Consider the following 24,752-nt stretch of genomic DNA (forward strand, 5'->3'; position numbering starts at 1 on the left):
CTCGTTCGGGTGAAGAAGGGTGAGGGCGGCCGTAAATCGAATGTGCGTGCTATACGCTCGGAATCGAAAGCTTCGTACACCGCTGTGGCGCCCCCCATACCCTGGGAGAGGGGCTCAGTTCCCCCGCTTCTCTCTAGAAAGGTGCGGACCGGCGTGGCCGACCGTCTCATCGTCCGTGGCGCGCGCGAGCACAACCTGAAGAACGTCTCGCTCGATCTGCCCCGTGACTCCCTCATCGTGTTCACCGGGCTCTCCGGGTCGGGCAAGTCGTCCCTCGCGTTCGACACGATCTTCGCCGAGGGCCAGCGCCGCTACGTGGAGTCCCTCTCCTCGTACGCCCGGCAGTTCCTCGGCCAGATGGACAAGCCGGACGTCGACTTCATCGAAGGTCTGTCCCCGGCCGTCTCCATCGACCAGAAGTCGACCTCGCGCAACCCGCGCTCGACGGTCGGCACCATCACGGAGGTCTACGACTACCTCCGGCTGCTCTTCGCCCGCATCGGCAAGCCGCACTGCCCCGAGTGCCGCCGCCCCATCTCCCGCCAGTCGCCGCAGGCCATCGTCGACAAGGTCCTCGGCCTGCCCGAGGGCAGCCGCTTCCAGGTCCTCTCGCCGCTGGTGCGCGAGCGCAAGGGCGAGTTCGTCGACCTCTTCGCCGACCTCCAGACCAAGGGCTACAGCCGGGCCCGGGTCGACGGCGAGACCATCCAGCTCGCCGAGCCGCCCACGCTCAAGAAGCAGGAGAAGCACACCATCGAGGTGGTCGTCGACCGCCTCACCGTCAAGGACAGCGCCAAGCGCCGGCTGACCGACTCGGTCGAGACCGCGCTCGGCCTCTCCGGCGGCATGGTCGTGCTCGACTTCGTCGACCTCCCCGAGGACGACCCCGAGCGCGAGCGGATGTATTCCGAGCACCTCTACTGCCCGTACGACGACCTCTCCTTCGAGGAGCTGGAGCCGCGCTCCTTCTCCTTCAACTCGCCCTTCGGCGCCTGCCCCGACTGCACCGGCATCGGGACGCGCATGGAGGTCGACCCGGAGCTGATCGTCCCGGACGAGGAGAAGTCCCTCGACGAGGGAGCCATCCACCCCTGGTCCCACGGCCACACCAAGGAGTATTTCGGCCGCCTGATCGGCGCGCTCGCCGAAGCCCTCGGCTTCCGTACGGACATCCCCTGGGCCGGACTGCCGCAGCGGGCCAAGAAGGCCCTGCTCTTCGGCCACAAGATCCAGACCGAGGTCCGCTACCGCAACCGCTACGGGCGCGAGCGCGCCTACACCACCCCCGCCTTCGAGGGCGCGGTGCAGTTCGTCAAGCGGCGGCACACCGAGGCCGAGAGCGACTCCAGCCGGGAGCGCTTCGAGGGCTACATGCGCGAGGTGCCCTGCCCCACCTGTGAGGGCACCCGGCTCAAGCCGATCGTCCTCGCGGTGACGGTGATGGAGAAGTCCATCGCCGAGGTCGCCGCGATGTCGATCAGCGAGTGCGCCGAGTTCCTCGGCCGCCTCAGGCTGAACGCCCGCGACAAGAAGATCGCCGAGCGGGTGCTCAAGGAGGTCAACGAACGGCTGAAGTTCCTGGTGGACGTCGGCCTGGACTACCTCTCGCTGAACCGTGCGGCCGGCACCCTGTCCGGCGGCGAGGCCCAGCGCATCCGGCTGGCCACCCAGATCGGCTCCGGCCTGGTCGGCGTGCTGTACGTCCTGGACGAGCCGTCCATCGGTCTGCACCAGCGCGACAACCACCGGCTCATCGAGACCCTGGTCCGGCTGCGCGACATGGGCAACACGCTCATCGTCGTCGAGCACGACGAGGACACCATCAAGGTCGCCGACTGGGTCGTGGACATCGGCCCCGGCGCCGGTGAGCACGGCGGCAAGGTCGTCCACTCCGGTTCGCTCAAGGAGCTGCTGGGGAACAAGGCATCCATCACCGGCCAGTATCTGTCCGGCAAGCGGTCCATCCCGACCCCGGACGTGCGCCGCCCGGTCGAACCGGCCCGCAGCCTCACCGTGCACGGCGCCCGGGAGAACAACCTCCAGGACATCGACGTCTCCTTCCCGCTCGGCGTCCTCACCGCCGTCACCGGCGTCTCCGGGTCCGGGAAGTCGACCCTGGTCAACGACATCCTCTACACCCACCTGGCCCGTGAGCTGAACGGCGCCAAGTCGGTGCCCGGCCGCCACACCCGGGTCGACGGCGACGACCTCGTCGACAAGGTGGTCCACGTCGACCAGTCGCCGATCGGCCGGACCCCCCGGTCCAACCCGGCGACGTACACCGGAGTCTTCGACCATGTCCGCAAGCTGTTCGCCGAGACGATGGAGGCGAAGGTGCGCGGCTATCTGCCGGGCCGCTTCTCCTTCAACGTCAAGGGCGGCCGCTGCGAGAACTGCTCCGGCGACGGCACGATCAAGATCGAGATGAACTTCCTGCCCGACGTGTACGTCCCGTGCGAGGTCTGCCACGGTGCGCGCTACAACCGGGAGACCCTGGAGGTCCACTACAAGGGCAAGTCCATCGCCGAGGTGCTGGACATGCCGATCGAGGAGGGCCTGGAGTTCTTCGAGGCCGTCCCGGCCATCGCCCGCCACCTCCGTACGCTCAACGACGTCGGCCTCGGCTATGTCCGGCTCGGCCAGTCCGCGCCGACCCTCTCCGGCGGTGAGGCACAGCGCGTCAAGCTGGCGAGCGAGCTGCAGAAGCGCTCCACCGGCCGCACGGTCTACGTCCTGGACGAGCCCACCACCGGTCTGCACTTCGAGGACATCAGCAAGCTGATCACGGTGCTCTCGGGCCTGGTGGACAAGGGCAACTCGGTGATCGTCATCGAGCACAACCTCGACGTCATCAAGACCGCCGACTGGGTGGTCGACATGGGCCCCGAGGGCGGCAACGGCGGCGGACTGGTCGTCGCCGAGGGAACACCGGAGCAGGTCGCATCGGTGCCCGCCAGCCACACCGGGAAGTTCCTCCAGGGCATCCTGGACGCGGACCGCATCGCCGAGGCGGCGGTGCCCTCGGGCGGGACTCCCCGCAAGACGGCCGCCCGCAAGGCCGCCCCGGCGAAGAAGACGGCGGCCACGGCCAAGAAGGCCACGGCGACCAAGGCGAAGGCCACCGGCACCAAGGCCGCCGCCGCCAAGAAGACGGCTCGCGCCCGCAAGGCCTGAGCCCCGGGCCCACCGATGGCGGCGACCCTCGCAGGACGACGGGGGCCGCCGCCCTCGGCAGGGGCGGCCCCCCGTCCCCGGCGGAGCGGAGGCAGGTTCCGCGGGAACCGCCCCTGGCCGCCCGCTCTCGACCGGCCCGCCCGCAGGGCTCCCGTTCCCCGCCGGTATGGTCGGTTCTGTCACCGGCACCCGCGGCCGCCGTCGTCGCTCCGCGCCCGTCCGGCGACCCGACTGCGGTGCCCCACCGCGGTCCGCCCCGAACGACACCCGTGGAGTCCGCATGCCCGGCCTGCCCGCCGCCCGCCGTACCGTGCTGAAGGGCGCCGCGCTCGCCGGTGCCGCCGGGCTCGGGGCGGCCGCCTGCTCGACCGAGTCCAAGCTGGGGCACGCCAAGAACCCCACGCCGACCGCCCCCGTCGCCCTCGGCGCGGCCTCCGAGGTGCCGGTCGGCGGAGCCAAGCTCTACCGGGAAGCGCGCCTCGTCGTGAGCTGCCCGGCCAAGGGCGAGTACAAGGCGTTCAGCGCGCAGTGCACCCACGGCGGCTGCGTCCTGACCAAGATCGAGGGCACCGAGGGCCACTGCCCCTGCCACGGCAGCCGCTTCGACACGACCACCGGTGAGGTCATCGAGGGCCCGGCCACTGTGCCGCTGCCCGCCGTCCCGGTCACCGCCGAGGGCGGCAACCTCGTCGCGGGCCCCGACGCCTGAACCACGAGCACCGGGCGGCCGCCCACGGCGCCTCCGCCCGGCCGGCTCACAGACGTACCGGGCCCGGCCGCCCCTCACTCCCAGTCCCAGTCGATCCCGATCAGCCCCGGCCGTACGCCCTCCTCCACCAGGTGCACGGTCCGGTGCCGGCCGGTCAGCGTGAGGTCCCCGCGGGCCCCGCGCGCGGCCCCCGCCGACGCCTGGGCGAACCGGCGGCACCGCACCGGGAGCGCGGCCTCGTCGAAGCCGACCTGGAGCACGTACTGGCCGCCCCCGAAGGTGAAGCCGCGCACGTACTCGCCGCTCGCCCCACCCGTACCGTCCTCGAAGCCGTATCCGAAGAGGTACGTCTCGCCGGACCGCAGCCGGGTGTCGAACAGCAGCTCCGCGACCAGCACCCCCGACTCCCCGTCCCAGCGGACCCGGCCCGTCCGGCAGTTCTCCAGGGCCCGCACCGTGATCCGCGACGGGTCACAGCCGGGATCGCCCCGGTGCACCGCGAGATAGCGGTCCACGCCGTCCCGGTGCGCGCGGACCACATGCCGGGAGGTACGGCCCGCCAGCTCCCGGCGCGCCCCGATCCGCACCCGCTCCTGGTGCCCCACCGTGTGCAGCCCGCCGTCCACCGGTGACTCCATCGCCGCGAGAAGCCGCTCCACCGAGCCCGACGCCTCCATGAGCGAGCGGTACGAACGCCCCGCCGGGCGGTCCCCCTCGCCCGCGGCGTCACCGTCGCGCAGCAGCCTCAGCAGCGAGTCCTCCGGCAGCGCGAGTACCTCCTCCAGCGCCCGCACGGCCCGCAGCGACTCGGCCCGCCGGGGACGGCGCACCCCCTGCTGCCAGTAGCTGAGACTGGTCACGCCGAGCTTGACGCCCCGGTGCGCCAGATGGTGCCGCACCCGCTGGAGCGGCAGCCCGCGCACCGACAGGGCCGTGCGCAACGCCAGATGGAACGGACCGGTCCGCAGCACCTGCGCCAGTTCGGTCTCGGTCTCGGTCTGCCGCATGGGCGGGCCTCCGGTGAACGTTCACGTGGGGAGTGGCGACACCGGCCCCCGGGGGATGCGGGGGAGCAGGTGACCGGGGCGGTGCCGTTCACACGGACGCCGTGCCGTTCACACCGTGATGTCACCTCGCATTGAAGCGTGTTGACCTGCTCCGGACAACGCCGGATGCTCTTCGTCAGCGTCCGGACGCGCTCCTCCGATCCCCACCCCCGTTTCGGGAGGAACGCCATGCGCAACCGCAATGTCAGCCCCAGACGGCCCGGAAGGACTGCAAGGTCCAGAAGGCTCTCGCTCACCGCCCTCCTGGCCGCCGCCCTCCTCGCCGTCCCCGCGGCCACCGCCACCGCCACCGCCGCCCAGCCCCCTGCCACGACCGGTTCCACCGTCGCCGCCGCCCAGCGGCTCAACATCACCATGCAGGCGCAGCAGCAGAGCAACTGGTGCTGGGCGGCCGGCGGCAACACCATCGCCGCCTGGTTCGGCCGCGGCTACTCCCAGAACCAGTTCTGCAACGCCGCCTTCAACCGCAACCAGAACACCCAGTGCCCCAACTCCCAGGCCACCCTGGGCAACGTCCAGACCGGTCTGTCCTGGGCCGGGGTCAGGCCCGGCAGTTACGTCACCGGCTGGCTGCGCTACTCGACCGTGCAGGCCGAGATATCCGCCCGGCGCCCCATCGAGACCCGGATCCAGTGGTCGTCCGGCGGCGGCCACATGCACGTCATCTACGGGTACGACGACGCCAACAGCTGGGTCTACTGGGGCGATCCCTGGCCCTCCAGCAACCGCTACAACTGGGCCTCGCACGCCTGGTACGTGAACAACAACGAGTTCTCCTGGACCCACTCGCTCTACCGGATCGGGGCGTGAGGACATGAACTCCACCACCCGGCGCACAGCCACCGCACGGGACGCGGCCACCACCCGGCGCCTCGCCGTCGCCACCGCCCTCACCGCGACCGCCCTGTTCACCGCCGCCGCTCCCGCCCTCGCCGACGACGGCCGCGCGGCTGTGCCGAAGCTGTCCGCCTCGACCCTCGAAGCCGCCCACGAGGCCGCGACCGAGCCGGCCACCCTGGACACCCTGTCCCGGTTCTTCGCCCGGGAGGGCGCGGTGAGCAGGAAGGCGAGCGCACCGAAGATCCAGGGGAAGGCCGTGCCGGTGCGGACGCTCTCGGCCGCCTTCGTCGCCGGAGAGCCCGGGGCCGCCCCGAGCACCCTGGACTACCTGGCCAGCACCGCCGTCTCCTCCGACGGCCAGAAGGCCTCCCTGTGGACCCTCCCCGGGGCGGGCGCCGACGGTGACTGGCAGGTGGTGAACATCGCCGCGGGCGACGACGAGGCCCGCTACGTCACCCGAGGGGCCCGCGCCCTCCCCGGGGGCACCGTCTTCCGCGAACCGCAGATCGACGCCTGGTACGTCCACGACGGCTCCCGGGTCCTCCCGCTCGACCAGGACGCGAGGGCCGCCGTCGGAGCCGGGGGCACCACGCTCGACGCCTACCGGACCCGGGTGAAGGAGGCGTACGGCGACAAGCTGCCCGGCTCCGGATACGCCCGCTCCGGCCGGGCGGGCGGCTACGGCCCCGACGCGGCCGGCGGACCGGCCACCGGCCCCGCGCCCGCCGCCGGCCCCGTCCCGGGCCCGGCGGCGGACCAGGCCGCCGCGGCCCGCGCCGGGGGCCCGGCCGCGGCCGGAGCGGCGCAGAGCCCCGACACGGCCCTGACCGCGGTCTCCACCACCGCGGGGGCCGGGGCGCTGCTCGCCCTGGTCCTGTGCGGGGCCGCCGCGCTGCGCCGCCGGAGCCGTACCGGGCGATCCCCGGCCACGGACGCCTGAGCGGCGGACCGGGCGACACCGGCGGCCCACCGGCCCGCGCTCCGGAGTGCGCGACACCCCACGGCACTCCGGAGTGCGGCACCAGCCGAGGACGACGCACTGTCACTGCCCGCAAGTAGGGTGTGAGACATGGCAGACCCCTCCAGCTACCGCCCCAAGCCGGGACAGATCCCCGACTCCCCGGGGGTCTACAAGTTCCGCGACGAGCACCGCCGGGTGATCTACGTCGGGAAGGCCAAGAACCTGCGCCAGCGCGTGGCCAACTACTTCCAGGACCTGGCCAATCTCCACCCGCGTACGCGCACGATGGTCACCACCGCCGCGTCCGTCGAGTGGACGGTCGTCTCCACCGAGGTCGAGGCGCTCCAGCTGGAGTATTCCTGGATCAAGGAGTTCGACCCCCGGTTCAACGTCAAGTACCGGGACGACAAGAGCTATCCCTACCTCGCGGTCACGCTCAACGAGGAGTTCCCCCGCGTCCAGGTCATGCGCGGCGCCAAGAAGAAGGGCGTGCGCTACTTCGGCCCGTACGGCCACGCCTGGGCGATCCGCGAGACGGTCGATCTGATGCTCCGCGTCTTCCCCGTCCGCACCTGCTCCGCCGGCGTCTTCAAGAACGCCGCGCGCACCGGCCGCCCCTGCCTGCTGGGCTACATCGGCAAGTGCTCCGCCCCCTGCGTCGGCCGGGTCACCCCCGAGGAACACCGGGATCTGGCCGACGACTTCTGCGACTTCATGGCCGGGCGCACCGGCACCTACATCCGCCGCCTGGAGAAGGACATGATGCAGGCGGCCGAGGAGATGGAGTACGAGCGGGCCGCCCGCCTCCGCGACGACGCCGAGGCCCTCAAGCGGGCCATGGAGAAGAGCGCCGTCGTCCTGGCCGACGCCACCGACGCCGACCTGATCGCCGTCGCCGAGGACGAGCTGGAGGCCGCCCTCCAGATCTTCCACGTACGCGGCGGCCGGGTGCGCGGCCAGCGTGGCTGGGTCACCGACAAGGTGGAGGCGGTCGACACCTCCGGCCTCGTCGAGCACGCCCTCCAGCAGCTGTACGGGGAGGAGCGCGGCGACGCCGTCCCCAAGGAGGTCCTGGTCCCGGCCCTGCCCGAGGACACCGAGGCGGTCTCCCAGTGGCTCGCCGAGCGCCGGGGCTCCCAGGTCAGCCTGCGCATCCCGCAGCGCGGCGACAAGAAGGACCTGATGGCCACGGTCCAGCGCAACGCCCAGCAGGCCCTCGGGCTGCACAAGACCAAGCGCGCCTCCGACCTGACCACCCGCTCCCGCGCCCTGGAGGAGATCGCCGAGGCGCTGGGCCTCGACACCGCCCCGCTGCGCATCGAGTGCTACGACATCTCCCACCTCCAGGGCGACGACGTGGTGGCCTCCATGGTGGTCTTCGAGGACGGCCTCGCCCGCAAGAGCGAGTACCGCCGCTTCCAGATCAAGGGCTTCGAGGGCCAGGACGACGTCCGCTCGATGCACGAGGTGATCGGCCGCCGCTTCAAGCGCTACCTCCAGGAGAAGGAGCGCACGGGGGAGTGGGAGGAGCAGCCGGCGGACCCCGCGGCCCCGGCCGACGGGCCCGCCGCGACCGGCCCCGCCCCCGGACCCGCCGCCCCCGGACCCGCCGCGACCGGCCCCGTCCCCGCCGTCGCCGAAAACGGCGAGCCCCGGGAGGACGACGGCCGCCCCAAGCGGTTCGCCTACCCGCCGCAGCTCGTCGTCGTCGACGGCGGGCAGCCCCAGGTCGCCGCCGCCAAGCGCGCCCTGGACGAGCTGGGCATCGACGACATCGCGGTCTGCGGCCTCGCCAAGCGCCTGGAAGAGGTCTGGCTGCCCGACGACGACGATCCCGTGGTCCTGCCCCGCTCCAGCGAGGGCCTCTACCTCCTCCAGCGGGTGAGGGACGAGGCGCACCGCTTCGCCATCACCTACCAGCGGGCCAAACGCGCCAAGCGCATCCGCACCAGCCCCCTCGACGCCGTGCCCGGCCTCGGCGAGACCCGGAAGCAGGCACTGATCAAGCATTTCGGCTCGGTGAAGAAGCTCCGGCAGGCGACAATCGACGAGATCTGCGAGGTCCCCGGGATAGGGCGAAGGACGGCGGAATCGGTGGCCGCCGCCCTCGCCTCGACCGCTCCCGCGGCACCTGCCGTGAACACGGCCACAGGAGAGATCATTGAAGAGGACGACGGGGGCAGCTCATGACCGAGAACAGCCACGAGACCGCACACAACACCACAGGCCCGACCGCCACAGGCCCGGCCGTCACGGAGACGGCCGACACCGCAGACCGAGCAGACGGAGCAGCAGACGTGAGTACGAACACCCCGAACGAGACGGGTGACGCGGCCATCCCCGAGCTGGTGATCATCTCCGGGATGTCGGGCGCCGGCCGCAGCACCGCGGCCAAGTGTCTGGAGGACCTCGGCTGGTTCGTCGTCGACAACCTGCCGCCCGCGCTGATCCCCACCATGGTCGAGCTCGGCGCCCGCTCCCAGGGCAACGTGGCGAGGATCGCCGTCGTCGTCGACGTACGCGGCCGGCGCTTCTTCGACAACCTCCGCGAATCCCTCGCGGACCTGGAGGCCAAGCACGTCACCCGGCGCATCGTCTTCCTGGAGTCCTCCGACGACGCCCTCGTGCGCCGCTTCGAGTCCGTCCGCCGCCCGCACCCCCTCCAGGGCGACGGACGCATCGTCGACGGCATCGCGGCCGAGCGCGACCTGCTGCGCGAGCTGCGCGGCGACGCCGACCTGGTCATCGACACCTCCAGCCTCAACGTGCACGAGCTGCGGGCCAAGATGGACGCCCAGTTCGCGGGCGAGTCCGAGCCGGAGCTGCGGGCCACGGTGATGTCCTTCGGCTACAAGTACGGCCTCCCCGTCGACGCCGACCTCGTCGTCGACTGCCGCTTCCTCCCCAACCCGCACTGGGTCCCCGAGCTGCGCCCCTTCACCGGCGTCAACGAGGAGGTGTCCGACTATGTCTTCGACCAGCCGGGCGCCAAGGAATTCCTCAACCAGTACACCGAGCTGCTCCAGCTCATCGCCGCGGGCTACCGCCGCGAGGGCAAGCGGTACGTGACCATCGCCGTGGGCTGCACCGGAGGCAAGCACCGCTCCGTCGCCATGTCCGAGAAGCTCTCCGCCCGCCTCGCCGCCGAAGGCATCGAGACCGTCCTCGTCCACCGCGACATGGGGCGAGAGTGACCGGACGCAACCTGCGGATGCGGCGCCTGAGCCGCGCCACCTCGGCGCTCTCGGGCCGCAAGCGCGGTGCTCAGCCCAAGGTCGTCGCGCTCGGCGGCGGCATGGGTCTCTCGGCGTCCCTGACGGCGCTGCGCCGGATCACCGGCGATCTGACGGCCGTGGTCACCGTCGCCGACGACGGCGGCTCCAGCGGCCGGCTGCGCGAGGAGCTGGGCGTGCTGCCGCCCGGCGACCTCCGCAAGGCGCTCGCCGCGCTGTGCGGCGACGACGACTGGGGCCGCACCTGGTCCCAGGTGGTCCAGCACCGGTTCGAGTCCAAGGGCGACCTGCACGGGCACGCGGTCGGCAATCTGCTGATCGTCGCCCTCTGGGAGCAGCTCGGCGACCACGTCCAGGCGCTCGACCTGGTCGGCAAGCTGCTCGGCGCGCACGGCCGGGTGCTGCCGATGTCGGCCGTCCCGCTGGAGCTCCAGGCCCTGGTCAAGGGCCACGACCCCGATCTGCCCGACGCGATCGTCACCGTGCGCGGTCAGGCCACGGTGGCGCTCACGCCCGGCGAGGTGCAGTCCGTGCACGTGGTACCGCCCGACCCGCCGGCCGTCCCGGAGGCCGTCGCGGCGGTCCTGGACGCCGACTGGGTGGTCCTCGGCCCCGGCTCCTGGTTCTCCTCGGTGATCCCGCACCTGCTCGTGCCGGAGCTGCTCGACGCCCTGGTCACCACGAAGGCCCGTAAGGTCCTCTCGCTGAACCTCGCGCCCCAGCCCGGCGAAACAGAAGGCTTCTCACCGCAGCGTCATTTGGAGGTTTTGGGGCGACACGCCCCTAAACTCGCCTTGGACGTGGTGCTGGCCGACGAGGCCGCCGTGCCCGACCGTGAGTCCCTCGCCGACGCCGCCCAGCGGCTCGGGGCCGCGGTCGAGCTGGCGCCGGTGGCATCGCCCGACGGCGTTCCGGTCCATGATCAGGAGCTGTTGGCCGCCGCGTACGACCGTATTTTTCGGATGCATGGAAGGATCGGCCCATGGCGATGACGCCAGCGGTGAAGAACGAAATCTCTCATCTTCCCGTCACCCGGACCTGCTGCAGGAAGGCAGAGGTCTCGGCGATTCTTCGGTTCGCGGGCGGGCTGCACCTGGTGAGCGGCCGGATTGTGATCGAGGCGGAGCTGGACACCGGCAACGCCGCCCGCCGTCTCAAGCGCGACATCCTGGAGATCTTCGGGCACAGCTCGGAGCTGATCGTGATGGCCCCCGGCGGGCTGCGGCGCGGCTCGCGCTACGTCGTCCGCGTGGTGGCGGGCGGCGACCAGCTGGCCCGCCAGACCGGTCTGGTCGACGGCCGCGGCCGGCCGATCCGCGGGCTGCCCCCGCAGGTGGTCTCGGGGGCCACCTGCGACGCCGAGGCGGCCTGGCGCGGCGCCTTCCTCGCCCACGGCTCGCTCACCGAGCCCGGCCGCTCCTCCTCCCTGGAGGTCACCTGCCCGGGCCCCGAGGCGGCCCTCGCCCTGGTCGGCGCGGCCCGCCGGCTCTCCATCGCCGCCAAGGCCCGCGAGGTGCGCGGCGTGGACCGCGTGGTCGTCCGCGACGGCGACGCGATCGGCGCCCTGCTGACCCGGCTCGGCGCCCACGACGCGGTGCTCGCCTGGGAGGAGCGGCGGATGCGGCGCGAGGTCCGCGCCACGGCCAACCGGCTCGCCAACTTCGACGACGCGAACCTGCGCCGCTCGGCCCGCGCGGCGGTCGCCGCCGGGGCCCGGGTGGGGCGCGCGCTGGAGATCCTCGGCGAGGAGGTTCCCGAGCACCTCGCCGCCGCGGGACGGCTGCGCATGGAGCACAAGCAGGCATCGCTGGAGGAGCTGGGCGCGCTCGCCGACCCGCCGCTGACCAAGGACGCGGTCGCCGGCCGGATCCGCCGACTGCTCGCGATGGCCGACAAGCGGGCCCAGGACCTGGGCATCCCGGGGACCGAGGCGACCCTCAGCGAGGAGCTCGCCGACGGCCTGGTCGGCTGACTCGGCGGCGGGCGGGGGACGTTGGTCCCGAACCCGCCGGGACCTCGGTCCCGCGCCCGCCGGGACCCACGTCCCGGCGGGCGAAACGGTGGCCCGTACTCCTACTGGCGAGTACGGGCCACCGGTCGTATCCGGTGGCGCGTAGGGGCCCTCTCGATGTCACTCACCGGCCCATGGAGAGGTAGGGTCGGAAGCGGTCGGGGACATCCCTATACAACTCGCCGGCGTCGAAAACCGGCGTACCTAACGAGGAGATCGGTTCGTGACGATCCGCGTAGGCATCAACGGCTTCGGCCGCATCGGTCGCAACTACTTCCGCGCGCTGCTCGAGCAGGGTGCGGACATCGAGATCGTGGCTGTCAACGACCTGGGTGACACTGCGACCACTGCGCACCTGCTGAAGTACGACACCATCCTGGGCCGCCTCAAGGCAGAGGTCAGCCACACCGCCGACACCATCACCGTCGATGGTCACACCATCAAGGTGCTCTCCGAGCGCAACCCGGCCGACATCCCCTGGGGTGAGCTGGGCGTCGACATCGTCATCGAGTCGACCGGCATCTTCACCAAGAAGGCCGACGCCGAGAAGCACATCGCGGGCGGCGCCAAGAAGGTCCTCATCTCGGCTCCGGCCAAGGACGAGGACATCACCATCGTGATGGGCGTCAACCAGGACCAGTACGACGCGGCCAAGCACAACGTCATCTCCAACGCCTCCTGCACCACCAACTGTGTGGCGCCGATGGCCAAGGTTCTCGACGAGAACTTCGGCATCGTCAAGGGCCTGATGACGACGGTCCACGCGTACACCAACGACCAGCGCATCCTGGACTTCCCGCACTCGGACCTGCGCCGCGCCCGCGCCGCCGCCGAGAACATCATCCCGACCACCACCGGTGCCGCGAAGGCCACCGCCCTGGTCCTCCCGCAGCTCAAGGGCAAGCTCGACGGCATCGCGATGCGCGTCCCGGTCCCGACCGGCTCCGCCACCGACCTGGTCGTCACCCTCCAGCGCGAGGTCACCAAGGACGAGGTCAACGCCGCGTTCAAGAAGGCCTCCGACGACGGCGCCCTCAAGGGCTTCCTGACGTACACCGAGGACCCGATCGTCTCCTCGGACATCGTCGGCGACCCGTCGTCCTGCACCTTCGACTCCTCCCTGACCATGGTCCAGGAGGGGAACTCGGTGAAGATCCTCGGCTGGTACGACAACGAGTGGGGCTACTCCAACCGCCTCGTCGACCTCACGGTCTTCGTCGGCGAACAGCTCTGATCCTCGGGTCGGCAGGCACATCGATGTGAGTTGAGGGGCTCGACCGGCGCAACGACGCGCCGGTCGAGCCCCTCAGGCCGTGTCGACAGACTGCCGTCTGCCGCGCGACGCCTGGCACGCACGCTCGCAGCGTTGCCGAAATGGCCAAGTAGCTCCTTCCCCAAGCTCTCAGCTCCGTTCGAGCAGGGGAGGCCCCATTCGAGACCATTCCGGCGCCTTGCGATCGCACGCACCAGACGCCGCGCGGCCCGGCCTCCGGCCGGACGACGGCAGTCTGTCGACACGGCCTAGCATGCTCATCGGTCCTTCCAAGGAGTAAACGGAACAGATGAAGACGATCGACGAACTTCTCGCCGAAGGGGTCGCGGGCAAGCGGGTATTCGTCCGCGCCGACCTCAACGTGCCGCTGGACGGCACCACGATCACCGACGACGGCCGCATCCGCGCCGTCCTCCCGACGGTCGCCAAGCTCGCCGAGGCCGGCGCGCGTGTCGTCGTCGCCTCGCACCTCGGCCGCCCCAAGGGCGCCCCGGACCCGGCCTTCTCGCTGGCGCCCGCCGCCGCCCGCCTGGGCGAACTCCTCGGCGCCGACGTCGCCTTCGCCACCGACACGGTCGGCGAGTCCGCCCGCGCCACGGTCGCCGGCCTCACCGACGGCCAGGTCGCCGTCATCGAGAACCTCCGCTTCAACCCCGGCGAGACCTCCAAGGACGACGCCGAGCGCGGCGCCTTCGCCGACCAGCTGGCCGAGCTCGCCGACTCCTACGTGGGCGACGGCTTCGGCGCCGTCCACCGCAAGCACGCCTCGGTCTTCGACCTCCCGGCCCGGCTGCCGCACTACGCGGGCTACCTCATCGCCACCGAGGTCGGCGTCCTGAAGAAGCTCACCACCGACGTCCAGCGCCCGTACGCGGTCGTCCTCGGCGGTGCCAAGGTCTCCGACAAGCTCGGCGTGATCGACCACCTGCTGGAGCGGGCCGACCGCATCCTCATCGGCGGCGGCATGGCGTACACCTTCCTCAAGGCCCAGGGCCACGAGGTGGGCAGCTCGCTGCTCCAGGAGGACCAGATCCCCGCCGTGCGGGAGTACCTGCGCCGGGCCGAGGAGAAGGGCGTGGAGTTCGTCCTGCCCGTCGACGTCGTGGTCGCCCCGTCCTTCCCGGACCTGAAGACCAAGGCCCCGGCCCACCCCACCACCGTCGCCGCCGACGCCATGCCGGAAGGCCAGATGGGGCTGGACAACGGCCCCGAGACCAACAAGCTCTACGCATCGAAGCTCGCCGACGCGGCCACCGTCTTCTGGAACGGCCCGATGGGCGTCTTCGAGCACCCCGACTTCGCCGACGGCACCCGCGCGGTCGCCCAGGCGCTCGTCGACTCCCCGGCCTTCAGCGTCGTCGGCGGTGGCGACTCCGCCGCGGCCGTCCGCATCCTGGGCTTCGACGAGAACGCTTTCGGACACATTTCGACCGGTGGCGGCGCGAGCCTCGAATACCTCGAGGGCAAGACGCTTCCCGGCCTCGCCGCACTGGAGGACTGACCTTTCATGACCACCCGCACCCCGCTGATGGCGGGCAACTGGAAGATGAACCTCAACCACCTCGAGGCCATCGCCCACGTCCAGAAGCTCTCCTTCGCACTGGCCGACAAGGACTACGAGGACGTCGAGGTCGCCGTCCTGGCGCCCTTCACCGACCTGCGCTCCGTGCAGACCCTGGTCGACGGCGACAAGCTGAAGATCAAGTACGGCGCCCAGGACATCTCGGCGCACGACTCCGGCGCGTACACCGGTGAGATCTCCGGCTCCATGCTCGCCAAGCTGCGCTGCACCTACGTGGCCGTCGGCCACAGCGAGCGCCGCCAGTACCACGGCGAGAGCGACGAGATCTGCAACGCCAAGGTGAAGGCCGCCTATCTGAACGGCCTGACCCCGATCCTCTGCGTCGGTGAGGGCCTGGACGTCCGCAAGGCCGGTAACCAGGTCGCCCACACCCTCGCGCAGCTCGACGGCGCCCTGAAGGACATCCCGGCCGAGCAGGCCGAGACGATCGTCATCGCCTACGAGCCGGTCTGGGCCATCGGGACCGGCGAGGTCGCCACCCCCGAGGACGCCCAGGAGGTCTGCGGCGCGATCCGCCGCCGGCTGGCCGAGCTGTACTCGCAGGAGCTGGCCGACGCCGTCCGCATCCAGTACGGCGGATCCGTCAAGTCCGGCAACGTCGCCGCGATCATGGCGCAGCCCGACGTGGACGGCGCCCTCATCGGCGGCGCCGCACTGGACGCCGACGAGTTCGTCAAGATCGTCCGCTTCCGCGACCAGTGAGTATGCGGTAGCGCCGATCCGTCGTACCCTTGCGGGGGCCGAGAGGTGGTCGCCCTCCGGCCCCCGCTGTACGTACAGGCAGTATTCGAGAAATCCGGAAAGTAGGGACCAGCCGTGATTCTGGCGTTCCAGATCGCCCTGATCGTCTTCAGCCTGCTGCTGATGCTGCTGGTGCTCATGCACAAGGGCAAGGGCGGCGGCCTCTCCGACATGTTCGGTGGCGGAATGCAGTCCTCCGTCGGTGGCTCCTCGGTCGCCGAGCGTAACCTCGACCGGATCACCGTGGTGGTCGGTCTGGTCTGGTTCGCGTGCATCGTCGTCCTCGGTCTGCTCATCAAGCTCGACTGAACGACCCGTTCCGCGATTCCGGTAACGGTGTAACTCCTTCCACTGGACGCACGTTGGGCCTTACGTAGACTGAGGCATCCTTCGAGCACCATCACGCAGGGAGTTACGACCGTGGCAAGTGGCAACGCGATCCGTGGAAGCCGGGTCGGAGCGGGGCCGATGGGGGAGGCCGAGCGGGGCGAGTCGGCACCGCGCCTCCGCATCTCCTTCTGGTGCTCGAACGGGCACGAGACGCAGCCGAGCTTCGCCCATGACGCGCAGGTGCCGGACACCTGGGACTGCCCGCGCTGCGGCTTCCCGGCCGGCCAGGACAAGGACAGCCCGCCCGACCCGCCCCGCACCGAGCCGTACAAGACGCACCTCGCGTACGTGCGCGAACGGCGCAGCGACGAGGACGGCGAGGCGATCCTCGCCGAGGCACTGGCCAAACTCCGCGGTGAGATCTGACATTTCTCCCCGCACGGCTCCACGGAAACCCCAGTCGTCCAACCGGCCGGACACCCCACGGGTGTCCGGCCGGACCGCGTTCCCGCGCCACCCGCCTCCTCCACGCCGTCGGCCTCCGCGATCAATTAGGTTGGAGGGGCAGCGGGGATGCTGATGACGAGTGAGAAGTGGGCTGATATCCCGGATGAACGCAGCAAGCCGAACCAAGCTCAACCAGACGCCCGAGTGGACGGCTCTCGCCAAGCACCGTGAGGAGCTCGGCGCACCCCAGCTGCGCGAGCTGTTCGCGCGGCAGCCGGAGCGGGGCACCGCCTACACCCTGCGGGTCGGCGACCTCCACCTCGACTACTCCAAGCACCTGGTCACCGACGAGACGCTGCGCCTGCTGCGCGAGCTCGCCGCCGCCACCGGCGTCGCGGAGCTGCGGGACGCGATGTTCCGCGGCGAGAAGATCAACACCACCGAGGACCGGGCGGTCCTGCACACCGCGCTCCGCGCCCCGCGCGACGCGGTCATCGAGGTCGACGGCGAGAACGTCGTACCGGCGGTGCACGCCGTCCTCGACAAGATGGCCTCCTTCGCCGACCAGGTCCGCTCCGGGCAGTGGACCGGTCACACCGGCAAGCCCGTCAAGAACATCGTCAACATCGGCATCGGCGGCTCCGACCTCGGCCCCGCCATGGCCTACGAGGTGCTGCGCTCCTTCACGGACCGCGACCTCACCCTCCGGTTCGTCTCCAACGTCGACGGCGCCGACCTCCACGAGGCCGTCCGCGACCTCGACCCGGCCGAGACGCTGTTCGTCATCGCCTCCAAGACGTTCACGACGATCGAGACCATCACCAACGCCACCTCCGCCCGGGACTGGCTGCTGACCGAGCTGAGGGCCGGTCAGGACGCCGTCGCGAAGCACTTCGTGGCGCTGTCGACCAACGCCGAGAAGGTCGAAGAGTTCGGCATCGACACGGCGAACATGTTCGAGTTCTGGGACTGGGTCGGCGGGCGCTACAGCTACGACTCGGCGATCGGCCTCTCGCTGATGGTCGCCATCGGCCCGGACCGCTTCCGCGAGATGCTCGACGGCTTCCACCTCGTCGACGAGCACTTCCGCACCGCCCCCGCCGAGGAGAACGCCCCGCTCCTGCTGGGCCTCCTCGGCGTCTGGTACGGCAACTTCTTCGACGCCCAGTCGCACGCGGTGCTGCCCTACAGCCACTACCTGTCCAAGTTCACCGCGTACCTCCAGCAGCTCGACATGGAGTCCAACGGAAAGTCCGTGGACCGCGAGGGCGACCGCGTCGACTGGCAGACCGGGCCGGTCGTCTGGGGCACGCCCGGCACCAACGGGCAGCACGCCTACTACCAGTTGATCCACCAGGGCACCAAGCTCGTCCCGGCGGACTTCATCGGCTTCGCCGCCCCGGTCCACGACCTGCTGCCCGGCCTGATCGCCCAGCACGACCTGCTGATGGCCAACTTCTTCGCCCAGACCCAGGCCCTCGCCTTCGGCAAGACGCCCGAGGAGGTCCGGGCCGAAGGCGTGCCCGAGGAGCTGGTCCCGCACAAGACGTTCCGGGGCAACCACCCCACGACGACGATCCTCGCCGACAAGCTGACCCCCTCGGTCCTGGGCCAGCTCATCGCGCTGTACGAGCACAAGGTCTTCGTCCAGGGCGCCATCTGGAACATCGACTCCTTCGACCAGTGGGGCGTCGAACTCGGCAAGGTCCTGGCCAAGAAGATCGAACCGCTGCTGACCGGCGACGGGGGACCGGCCGCCGGGCAGCTCGACAGCTCCACCGCCGCCCTGGTCGACGCCTACCGCACCCTGCGCGGGCGCTGAGCCGATGCCACCGGGGGAGGGGGAGACGGTCCGGCTGCGGCCGCCGCGCAACACGCTGAACGAGCGCGCCGTCGGCTGGTGGCGGGCCCAATGGCTGCTGACGACCGCCGTGCCCGTCGTCCCGCTCGCGGTGCTGGGCGTGCTGATCGGGCCGGCCCGTCTCTGGCTGCTGCTGCCCGCCGCGGTCCTGGCCGCGGCGGGCACGGCGGCCGCCGTCCTCTTCCCCCTGTGGTGGTTCCGTACGCACCGCTGGGAGGTCACCGAGGCAGCGGTGTACGTCCGCACCGGGTTCTTCTGGCAGGAGTGGCGGATCGCCCCGATGTCCCGGATCCAGACCGTGGACACCGTGCGCGGCCCGCTGGAACAGCTCTTCCGGCTCGCCACCGTCACGGTCACCACCGCCTCCGCCAAGGGCGCGGTCCGGATCCAGGGGCTGGACCACGAGCTGGCCGCCGACCTCGCCGGGCAGCTCACCCGCATCACCCGCGACACCCCCGGCGACGCCACATGAGCACCGCCGCCCCGCCCGCCGACTGGCACCGCCTCGACCCCCGTACGGTCCTGGTCACCGCCCTCGTCGTGGCGGGGGTCGTCGCGGGCGCCGCCGTCCCCGTCACGCTCGGGCTCACCCGCTGGTTCAGCCTCCCCGCCGCCGTGCTCCAGGTGCTCGCCGGAGCCCTCCTGGTCATCGGGGTCGCGGCGGGCGCCGACCGGGTCCGCTGGCACCGCACCCGCTACCGCGTCGGCACGGAGCGCGTCGACCTCCACACCGGCCTCCTCCTCGTCAAGCGCCGCTCCCTGGCCCGCAGCCGCATCCGCACGGTCGACCTCACCGCCAACCTGATGCTCCGCCTCCTCGGTCTCGTCACGGTCCGGATCGGCACCGGCGAACAGGGCTCCGAGTCCACCCTCGAACTGGACCCGGTCACCCGCGCCGAGGGCGAACGGCTGCGCCTTCTCCTGCTGGAGCGCGCCGCCACCGCATCGCCCGGCGTCCACCGCGAGGGCGAACTGGCCGTCCTGGACCCCCGCTGGATCCGATACGCCCCGGTCTCCTTCGTCGCCCCCATGCTCGGCGGAGCGGCCGCCGGGGCCGTGATGCAGGTCAGCGACTGGGTCGGGGCGCAGGGCCAGGTCATCGAGTGGGCCGGCGACCGCTTCCGGGACACCCCGCTGCTCTGGGTGATCATCGTCCTGGTCCTGGCCGCCCTGGTCGCGGGCGTCGTCGGGGCGCTCGGCCTCTGGATCGAGATGTGGTGGAACTACCGCCTGGAGCGCGAGGCGGGCGGCACGCTGCGGGTCCGGCGCGGGCTGTTCACCTCCCGGTCGATCTCCGTCGAGGAGGCCCGGCTGCGCGGCGTCGACCTGGTCGAGCCCCTGGGCGTCCGGCTGCTCGGCGCGGCCCGCCTCGATGCCATCACCACCGGCCTGGCCAAGGACCACGAGGCCAGGAACGCCGACCACAACACCCTCCTCCCGGCCGCGCCCCGGGCCCGGGCCGACACCGTCGCCGCCGACGTCCTGCGCGAGCGGGACACCCCGACCGGCGCGGCGCTCACCCCGCACCCCCGCGCCGCCCGGGGCCGCCGGCTGCGCTGGTCGCTCGCGGCGGCCCTCGGCCCGGTCCTGATCCTGACGCTCCTCGGGGCGCTGCTCACGCCCGTGCTGCTGTGGATCGCGCTCGGCTGCGCGGTGGTGGCCGTCCCCGTGGCGGTGGTGCTCGCCCTGGACGCGTACCGGGCGCTCGGCCACGCCCTCTCCGGCCGCTATCTGGTCACCCGCTCCGGCACGGTCCGCCGCTCCACGGCCGCCCTGGAACGGGCCGGGGTGATCGGCTGGACGGTGAAGCAGTCGGTGTTCCAGCGCCGGGCCGGGCTGCTGAGCGTCACGGCCACCACGGCCGCCGGAGGCGGTGCGTACACGGCGTACGACACCGACGCGTCCGAGGGCCTGGCGTTCGCCGCCGAGGCCGTCCCCGGGCTGCTGGAGCCCTTCCTGGAGCGCGCCGGGGACCCCGGGCGCCCGGGCCCGTAGAACGGCCGGAGAACTCGCGGGCGCCCCGCCCCGCCCCCGTCCTATCCTGACCGCTGCCGTCCGCACGGGGCGGGCCGACGGAGGGGCGGCTGCATGCCGGACGTGTACGGGTTCCTGCTGGACGCCGAGTTGAGCAAGGCGTTCGACGTGTGGTCGGGCTATCTGAACAGCCGGACCGGTGAGGACCCCGGGGTCCGCGCCCGGCTGCGCGACCTCTTGGAGTCGGCCCGCACGGCGGCCGCCGAGGACGAACTCGTCCACGCACGGGCCCTGGTGGCGGAGATGTACGACGAGGCCGAGGAGGCCGGCCTCCCGTGGGCACCGGCGCGGCCCACCGCCGAGAAGGCGGACCGCCAGGCCCGCGACTACGCCAAGGACGACCTGCGGAAGGTCTGCACGGTCCAGCGGCGCGAGGCTCTCGACACCATCGCGATCATCCTGAGCGTCACGAGACGGCGCTTTTGGGCCCTGCCCGATCTGGACGCCGCCACCCGCCGGGACATCGACTACATCTGCGCCCGCGCCGGCATGGCCCTGGATCTGGCCCACGAGACGGCGGCCCGACGGGAGCTGGAGCGCCTGGAATCCCTCGCACGACGCCTGGGCGTGAAGCCCTGACGCCCTGACGTCTCCGGGAGGGTGCCTCAGCCCCCGTGCGTCGTGTCGATGACGCAGAAGCGGTTGCCCTCGGGGTCGGCGAGCACCACGAAGTCCGGGTCCGGCGGATAGAGCTCCCACGCGACCCGCTCGGCGCCCAGGCCCATCAGCCGCTCCACCTCGGCCTCCTGCTCGTCCGAGTAGAGGTCCAGATGGACCCGGGGGACCTCTTGGACGGGGGAGGTGGAGCGCCCCAGCGCCACGCCGACGCCGGGCCCTTCGACCGGGACCAGCACCACCCAGTCGTCCGTCCCCGGCTCGCGCTCGGTGTACGTGAGCGCGGCCTTCCAGAAGGCGGCGGCCCTGCTCACGTCGGTCGCGCCCATCACCACGGTTCCGATATGCACCATGGGGCCGAGCTTTTCACGGCGAAGGCCCGGCCCGCTCAAGATATGCGGGCCGGGCCTGAAGAGCGTCAACGCTCAGGCGGAGGCCGGAGGGTAGAGCGCGCGCGGCAGTCGCGAGGCCGCCGCCGCGTCCAGCAGCCACAGCGTGCGGCTGCGGCCGTACGCGCCGGCCGCCGGGGCCTGGATCTCCCCGGCCCCGGACAGCGCGATGGCCGCCGCTTCCGCCTTGTCCTCGCCCGCCGCCAGCAGCCACACCTCACGCGCCGCGCGGATCGCGGGCAGCGTGAGCGAGACGCGGACGGGCGGCGGCTTGGGCGCCCCGTGCACACCGACGACGGTGCGCTCGGTCTCCCGTACCGCGGGCAGCTCCGGGAAGAGCGACGCCACATGCGTGTCCGGGCCGACGCCCAGCATCAGCACGTCGAACGTGGGCACCGGGCCGTGGTCCTCGGGCCCCGCGGCGGCGGCCAGTTCGTCGGCGTAACCGGCCGCCGCGGCATCCGCGTCGTCGCCGTACGGGCCGTCGGACGCGGGCATCGCGTGCACCCGGGCCGGGTCCAACGGCACCGCGTCGAGCAGCGCCTCGCGGGCCTGGGTGACATTGCGCTCCGGGTCGCCCTCGGGCAGGAACCGCTCATCGCCCCACCACAGGTCCAGGCGCGACCAGTCGACCGCGTCCCGGGCGGGCGCGGCGGCGAGCGCGGCCAGCAGGCCGTTGCCGTTGCGCCCGCCGGTCAGCACCACCGAGGCGTGGCCCCGGGAGGCCTGGGCGTCCACGATCTTCGTGATCAGCCGGGCCGCCGCGGCCTGGGCCATCAGCTCCTTGTCGCGGTGGACGACCAGTTGGGGAGGCGTCACCTGGAGGCCGCCTTCTTGGCCGGGGCCTTCTTCGCGGCGGGAGCCTTGGCCCCGGCGGCCCGGTCCGCCTTGTCCGCGGCGCTGTCGACCGGCTTGGCCGTGACCTCGCCGCCCGAGTGCAGCTTGTCGACGCCGAACTTCACCGCCGAGGCGTAGGTGTTGTCCGGGTCGAGCCGGCGCAGCTCCTCCGCCAGCAGCTCGGCGGTGTCCCGGCGCTTGAGCGCCACCGCGCGGTCGGGCTGGTTCTGCATGGAGAGCGTGGCCAGCGAACCGTCGGCCCGGTCCAGGACGATGACGCCGTTCTTCGTCTCCATCCGGACCGCGGTGAGCCCGGGGCCCTGGGAGAGCGTGCGCTCCACCGGGACGCCGAGCCGGTCCGCGAGCCACATGGCCAGCAGCTCGCAGCTCGGGTTGTCGCTCTCGCCCTCGACGGTCGCGCCGATCACCTCGGCCGGCTGCTGGTCCAGCGCGGCGGCCAGCATGGAGCGCCACGGCGTGATCCGGGTCCAGGCCAGATCGGTGTCGCCGGGGCTGTACGTCGCGGCCCGCACCGCCAGCTCGTCCAGCGGCAGCTCCGCCGAGTAGGTGTCGGTGATCCGGCGCTGGGCCAGCGCCCCGAGCGGATCGTTCGCCGGGTCGGCGGGGGCGTCCTCGGGCCACCACACCACGACCGGAGCGTCCGGCAGCAGCAGCGGCAGGACCACCGACTGGGCGTGGTTGGCCAGTTCGCCGTGGAGGCGCAGGACGACGGTCTCGCCGGTGCCCGCGTCGGAACCGACCCGCACCTCGGCGTCGAGCCGGGCGTCGCGCCGGGCCCGCGGCGAGCGGCTGACCCGCTTGATCACCGCGATGATCCGCGAGGGGTGCTCGCGCGAGGCGTCACCGGCCGACTTGAGCGCGTCGTACGCGTTCTCCTCGTCGGTGACGATGACCAGCGTGAGCACCATGCCGATGGCGGGGGTGCCGATCGCCCGGCGGGCCGAGACCAGCGCCTGGTTGATCTTGCTGGACGTGGTTTCCGTGAGATCGATCTTCATGGCCGCCTCCAGCTCCGTCCGTCACGTGCGAGCATCTCGTCGGCCTCGGCCGGACCCCAGGTGCCGGCCGCGTACTTCGCGGGCTTGCCGTGCTTGTCCCAGTACTCCTCGATCGGGTCGAGGATGGTCCAGGAGAGTTCGACCTCCTGGTGGCGCGGGAAGAGGTTGGCGTCGCCGAGCAGGACGTCCAGGAGGAGCCGCTCGTACGCCTCCGGGCTGGACTCCGTGAACGACTCGCCGTACGCGAAGTCCATCGTGACGTCCCGGACCTCCATCGAGGTGCCGGGCACCTTGGAGCCGAAGCGCACGGTGACGCCCTCGTCCGGCTGGACCCGGATGACCAGGGCGTTGCCGCCCAGCTCCTCGGTCGCGCCCGACTCGAAGGGCAGGTAGGGGGCGCGCTTGAAGACGACCGCGATCTCCGTGACCCGGCGGCCGAGCCGCTTTCCGGTGCGGAGGTAGAACGGCACGCCCGCCCAGCGGCGGTTGTTGATCGTCAGCTTGATCGCCGCGTAGGTGTCGGTCGTCGACTTGGGGTCGATGCCGTCCTCCTCGCAGTAGCCGAGGACCTCCTGGCCGCCCTGCCAGGCGTGCTCGTACTGGGCGCGCACGGTGTGCAGACCGAGGTCCTCGGGCAGCTCGACGGCGGTGAGCACCTTGAGCTTCTCGGCGACCAGGGCCTTCGGGTGGAAGGAGCCCGGCTCCTCCATCGCGGTCAGCGCCAGCAGCTGGAGCAGGTGGTTCTGGATGACGTCACGGGCGGCGCCGATGCCGTCGTAGTAGCCGGCCCGGCCGCCGATGCCGATGTCCTCGGCCATCGTGATCTGTACGTGGTCGACGTAGGACCGGTTCCAGATCGGCTCCCACATCGTGTTGGCGAACCGCAGCGCCAGGATGTTCTGGACCGTCTCCTTCCCCAGGTAGTGGTCGATCCGGAAGACCTCGTTGGGCGGGAAGACGTCGTGCACGAGCTGGTTGAGCTCCTGCGCGCTGGCGAGGTCGTGGCCGAACGGCTTCTCGATGACGGCACGCCGCCAGGAGCCCTCCTTCTGGTCGGCCAGGCCGTGCTTCTTCAGCTGCTGGACGACCTTGGGGAAGAACTTCGGCGGCACGGAGAGGTAGAAGGCGAAGTTGCCGCCCGTCCCCTGCGCCTTGTCGAGCTCCTCGATGGTCGCCTTCAGCGTCTCGAACGCCTCGTCGTCGTCGAAGTTGCCCTGGACGAAGCGCATCCCCTGGATGAGCTGCTGCCAGACCTCCTCGCGGAACGGCGTACGGGCGTGCTCCTTGACGGCGTCGTGGACGACCTGGGCGAAGTCCTCGTCCTCCCAGTCGCGGCGCGCGAAGCCGATGAGCGAGAAGCCCGGCGGCAGCAGGCCGCGATTGGCCAGGTCGTAGACGGCAGGCATCAGCTTTTTACGGGACAAATCGCCCGTGACGCCAAAGATGACCAGGCCCGACGGCCCCGCGATACGCGGGAGCCGTCGGTCCTGTGCGTCACGGAGCGGGTTGGCTCCGGGAACAGCAGACAAAGTGGTCAGCCCTCCGAGGGGGCGAGGCGCGAAAGCTCCGCCTCGGTCGACTTGAGCAGGTCGTTCCAGGACGCTTCGAACTTCTCGACGCCTTCGTCTT

General features: G+C 71.6%; 22 protein-coding genes. 17 read left to right on the forward strand and 5 right to left on the reverse strand.

Going from position 1 to position 24,752, the window contains the following annotated elements; translation table 11 throughout:
* Window positions 1–153: 153 nt before the first annotated feature.
* Both uvrA and IE145_RS06710 read left to right on the forward strand, forming a co-directional pair.
* On the forward strand, window positions 154–3,174 hold the full coding sequence (uvrA, locus tag IE145_RS06705; protein WP_189519774.1) for an excinuclease ABC subunit UvrA: 3,021 nt from the start codon (window positions 154–156) through the stop codon (window positions 3,172–3,174).
* A 280-nt stretch (window positions 3,175–3,454) separates the two neighbouring features.
* Window positions 3,455–3,883: a Rieske (2Fe-2S) protein gene (locus IE145_RS06710; protein ID WP_093805758.1), complete on the forward strand. Its 429-nt coding sequence runs from the start codon at window positions 3,455–3,457 to the stop codon at window positions 3,881–3,883.
* A gap of 74 nt (window positions 3,884–3,957) precedes the next feature.
* On the opposite strand, the gene IE145_RS06715 is transcribed toward IE145_RS06710, so the two are convergent.
* The gene (locus IE145_RS06715) at window positions 3,958–4,890 is read right to left on the reverse strand and encodes a hypothetical protein (RefSeq protein WP_189519776.1); all 933 of its coding nucleotides are present in this window, start codon (window positions 4,888–4,890) and stop codon (window positions 3,958–3,960) included.
* Between the two features lie 228 nt (window positions 4,891–5,118).
* Here IE145_RS06715 and IE145_RS06720 point away from each other — a divergent pair, with 228 nt between their 5' ends.
* The 15 genes from IE145_RS06720 to IE145_RS06790 all read left to right on the forward strand — a co-directional run bounded on the left by IE145_RS06720 (window position 5,119) and on the right by IE145_RS06790 (window position 20,842).
* Window positions 5,119–5,760 carry a papain-like cysteine protease family protein gene (locus IE145_RS06720; protein ID WP_189519778.1) on the forward strand — a complete coding sequence of 214 codons (642 nt, stop codon included), beginning with the start codon at window positions 5,119–5,121 and terminating at the stop codon, window positions 5,758–5,760.
* Window positions 5,761–5,764: 4 nt separating this feature from the next.
* Window positions 5,765–6,730 carry a hypothetical protein gene (locus tag IE145_RS06725; protein ID WP_189519780.1) on the forward strand — a complete coding sequence of 322 codons (966 nt, stop codon included), beginning with the start codon at window positions 5,765–5,767 and terminating at the stop codon, window positions 6,728–6,730.
* Window positions 6,731–6,859: 129 nt separating this feature from the next.
* Complete coding sequence (gene uvrC / locus IE145_RS06730; RefSeq protein ID WP_189519782.1) at window positions 6,860–8,941, forward strand: excinuclease ABC subunit UvrC; 2,082 nt, start codon at window positions 6,860–6,862, stop codon at window positions 8,939–8,941.
* Entirely contained in the window at window positions 8,938–9,945 is a 1,008-nt protein-coding gene (gene rapZ, locus IE145_RS06735) for an RNase adapter RapZ (protein ID WP_189519784.1), read from the forward strand. The genes uvrC and rapZ overlap by 4 nt, the downstream gene beginning before the upstream one ends.
* Window positions 9,942–10,976 (forward strand): gluconeogenesis factor YvcK family protein, encoded by a 1,035-nt coding sequence (locus IE145_RS06740; RefSeq protein ID WP_006123687.1) that lies wholly within the window; start codon window positions 9,942–9,944, stop codon window positions 10,974–10,976. Before rapZ ends, IE145_RS06740 begins: the two co-directional genes overlap by 4 nt.
* Complete coding sequence (gene whiA, locus IE145_RS06745) at window positions 10,967–11,956, forward strand: DNA-binding protein WhiA (protein ID WP_006123686.1); 990 nt, start codon at window positions 10,967–10,969, stop codon at window positions 11,954–11,956. The genes IE145_RS06740 and whiA overlap by 10 nt, the downstream gene beginning before the upstream one ends.
* 262 nt (window positions 11,957–12,218) lie before the next feature.
* The gene (gap, locus tag IE145_RS06750) at window positions 12,219–13,229 is read left to right on the forward strand and encodes a type I glyceraldehyde-3-phosphate dehydrogenase (protein WP_006123685.1); all 1,011 of its coding nucleotides are present in this window, start codon (window positions 12,219–12,221) and stop codon (window positions 13,227–13,229) included.
* Between the two features lie 328 nt (window positions 13,230–13,557).
* Window positions 13,558–14,769: a phosphoglycerate kinase gene (locus IE145_RS06755; protein ID WP_189519786.1), complete on the forward strand. Its 1,212-nt coding sequence runs from the start codon at window positions 13,558–13,560 to the stop codon at window positions 14,767–14,769.
* A gap of 6 nt (window positions 14,770–14,775) precedes the next feature.
* Entirely contained in the window at window positions 14,776–15,552 is a 777-nt protein-coding gene (tpiA, locus tag IE145_RS06760; RefSeq protein WP_189519788.1) for a triose-phosphate isomerase, read from the forward strand.
* Window positions 15,553–15,666: 114 nt separating this feature from the next.
* Window positions 15,667–15,900 carry a preprotein translocase subunit SecG gene (gene secG, locus IE145_RS06765; protein WP_010061274.1) on the forward strand — a complete coding sequence of 78 codons (234 nt, stop codon included), beginning with the start codon at window positions 15,667–15,669 and terminating at the stop codon, window positions 15,898–15,900.
* A gap of 111 nt (window positions 15,901–16,011) precedes the next feature.
* Window positions 16,012–16,347: an RNA polymerase-binding protein RbpA gene (locus IE145_RS06770; protein ID WP_073217477.1), complete on the forward strand. Its 336-nt coding sequence runs from the start codon at window positions 16,012–16,014 to the stop codon at window positions 16,345–16,347.
* A 184-nt stretch (window positions 16,348–16,531) separates the two neighbouring features.
* A complete protein-coding gene (gene pgi, locus IE145_RS06775; RefSeq protein WP_189519790.1) occupies window positions 16,532–18,190 on the forward strand; it encodes a glucose-6-phosphate isomerase in 1,659 nt (552 codons plus the stop codon).
* 4 nt (window positions 18,191–18,194) lie between these two features.
* The gene (locus tag IE145_RS06780; protein WP_189519791.1) at window positions 18,195–18,701 is read left to right on the forward strand and encodes a PH domain-containing protein; all 507 of its coding nucleotides are present in this window, start codon (window positions 18,195–18,197) and stop codon (window positions 18,699–18,701) included.
* On the forward strand, window positions 18,698–20,224 hold the full coding sequence (locus tag IE145_RS06785; RefSeq protein ID WP_189519798.1) for a PH domain-containing protein: 1,527 nt from the start codon (window positions 18,698–18,700) through the stop codon (window positions 20,222–20,224). Before IE145_RS06780 ends, IE145_RS06785 begins: the two co-directional genes overlap by 4 nt.
* 93 nt (window positions 20,225–20,317) lie before the next feature.
* Complete coding sequence (locus tag IE145_RS06790) at window positions 20,318–20,842, forward strand: hypothetical protein (RefSeq protein ID WP_189519800.1); 525 nt, start codon at window positions 20,318–20,320, stop codon at window positions 20,840–20,842.
* Window positions 20,843–20,868: 26 nt separating this feature from the next.
* Here the strand turns inward: IE145_RS06790 and IE145_RS06795 are convergent, their stop codons facing one another.
* The 4 genes from IE145_RS06795 to zwf form a co-directional block, all read right to left on the reverse strand.
* The gene (locus IE145_RS06795; protein WP_030713309.1) at window positions 20,869–21,231 is read right to left on the reverse strand and encodes a VOC family protein; all 363 of its coding nucleotides are present in this window, start codon (window positions 21,229–21,231) and stop codon (window positions 20,869–20,871) included.
* A gap of 72 nt (window positions 21,232–21,303) precedes the next feature.
* On the reverse strand, window positions 21,304–22,086 hold the full coding sequence (gene pgl, locus IE145_RS06800; protein ID WP_075266988.1) for a 6-phosphogluconolactonase: 783 nt from the start codon (window positions 22,084–22,086) through the stop codon (window positions 21,304–21,306).
* Entirely contained in the window at window positions 22,083–23,123 is a 1,041-nt protein-coding gene (gene opcA / locus IE145_RS06805; RefSeq protein ID WP_189519801.1) for a glucose-6-phosphate dehydrogenase assembly protein OpcA, read from the reverse strand. Before opcA ends, pgl begins: the two co-directional genes overlap by 4 nt.
* Complete coding sequence (zwf, locus tag IE145_RS06810) at window positions 23,120–24,652, reverse strand: glucose-6-phosphate dehydrogenase (RefSeq protein ID WP_010061287.1); 1,533 nt, start codon at window positions 24,650–24,652, stop codon at window positions 23,120–23,122. Before zwf ends, opcA begins: the two co-directional genes overlap by 4 nt.
* Window positions 24,653–24,752 lie beyond the last annotated feature (100 nt).

Origin of the sequence: Streptomyces sindenensis, assembly GCF_014649035.1 — a bacterium.
GTDB lineage: Bacteria > Actinomycetota > Actinomycetes > Streptomycetales > Streptomycetaceae > Streptomyces > Streptomyces sindenensis.

Bases quoted from the DNA above. Each gene is read 5' to 3' on its own strand.
- IE145_RS06710 (WP_093805758.1), top strand. From the start codon at position 3,455: ATGCCCGGCCTGCCCGCCGCCCGCCGTACCGTGCTGAAGGGCGCCGCG.
- IE145_RS06715 (WP_189519776.1), bottom strand. From the start codon at position 4,890: ATGCGGCAGACCGAGACCGAGACCGAACTGGCGCAGGTGCTGCGGACC.
- IE145_RS06720 (WP_189519778.1), top strand. From the start codon at position 5,119: ATGCGCAACCGCAATGTCAGCCCCAGACGGCCCGGAAGGACTGCAAGG.
- IE145_RS06725 (WP_189519780.1), top strand. From the start codon at position 5,765: ATGAACTCCACCACCCGGCGCACAGCCACCGCACGGGACGCGGCCACC.
- uvrC (WP_189519782.1), top strand. From the start codon at position 6,860: ATGGCAGACCCCTCCAGCTACCGCCCCAAGCCGGGACAGATCCCCGAC.
- rapZ (WP_189519784.1), top strand. From the start codon at position 8,938: ATGACCGAGAACAGCCACGAGACCGCACACAACACCACAGGCCCGACC.
- whiA (WP_006123686.1), top strand. From the start codon at position 10,967: ATGGCGATGACGCCAGCGGTGAAGAACGAAATCTCTCATCTTCCCGTC.
- IE145_RS06755 (WP_189519786.1), top strand. From the start codon at position 13,558: ATGAAGACGATCGACGAACTTCTCGCCGAAGGGGTCGCGGGCAAGCGG.
- tpiA (WP_189519788.1), top strand. From the start codon at position 14,776: ATGACCACCCGCACCCCGCTGATGGCGGGCAACTGGAAGATGAACCTC.
- pgi (WP_189519790.1), top strand. From the start codon at position 16,532: ATGAACGCAGCAAGCCGAACCAAGCTCAACCAGACGCCCGAGTGGACG.
- IE145_RS06780 (WP_189519791.1), top strand. From the start codon at position 18,195: ATGCCACCGGGGGAGGGGGAGACGGTCCGGCTGCGGCCGCCGCGCAAC.
- IE145_RS06785 (WP_189519798.1), top strand. From the start codon at position 18,698: ATGAGCACCGCCGCCCCGCCCGCCGACTGGCACCGCCTCGACCCCCGT.
- IE145_RS06790 (WP_189519800.1), top strand. From the start codon at position 20,318: ATGCCGGACGTGTACGGGTTCCTGCTGGACGCCGAGTTGAGCAAGGCG.
- IE145_RS06795 (WP_030713309.1), bottom strand. From the start codon at position 21,231: ATGGTGCATATCGGAACCGTGGTGATGGGCGCGACCGACGTGAGCAGG.
- opcA (WP_189519801.1), bottom strand. From the start codon at position 23,123: ATGAAGATCGATCTCACGGAAACCACGTCCAGCAAGATCAACCAGGCG.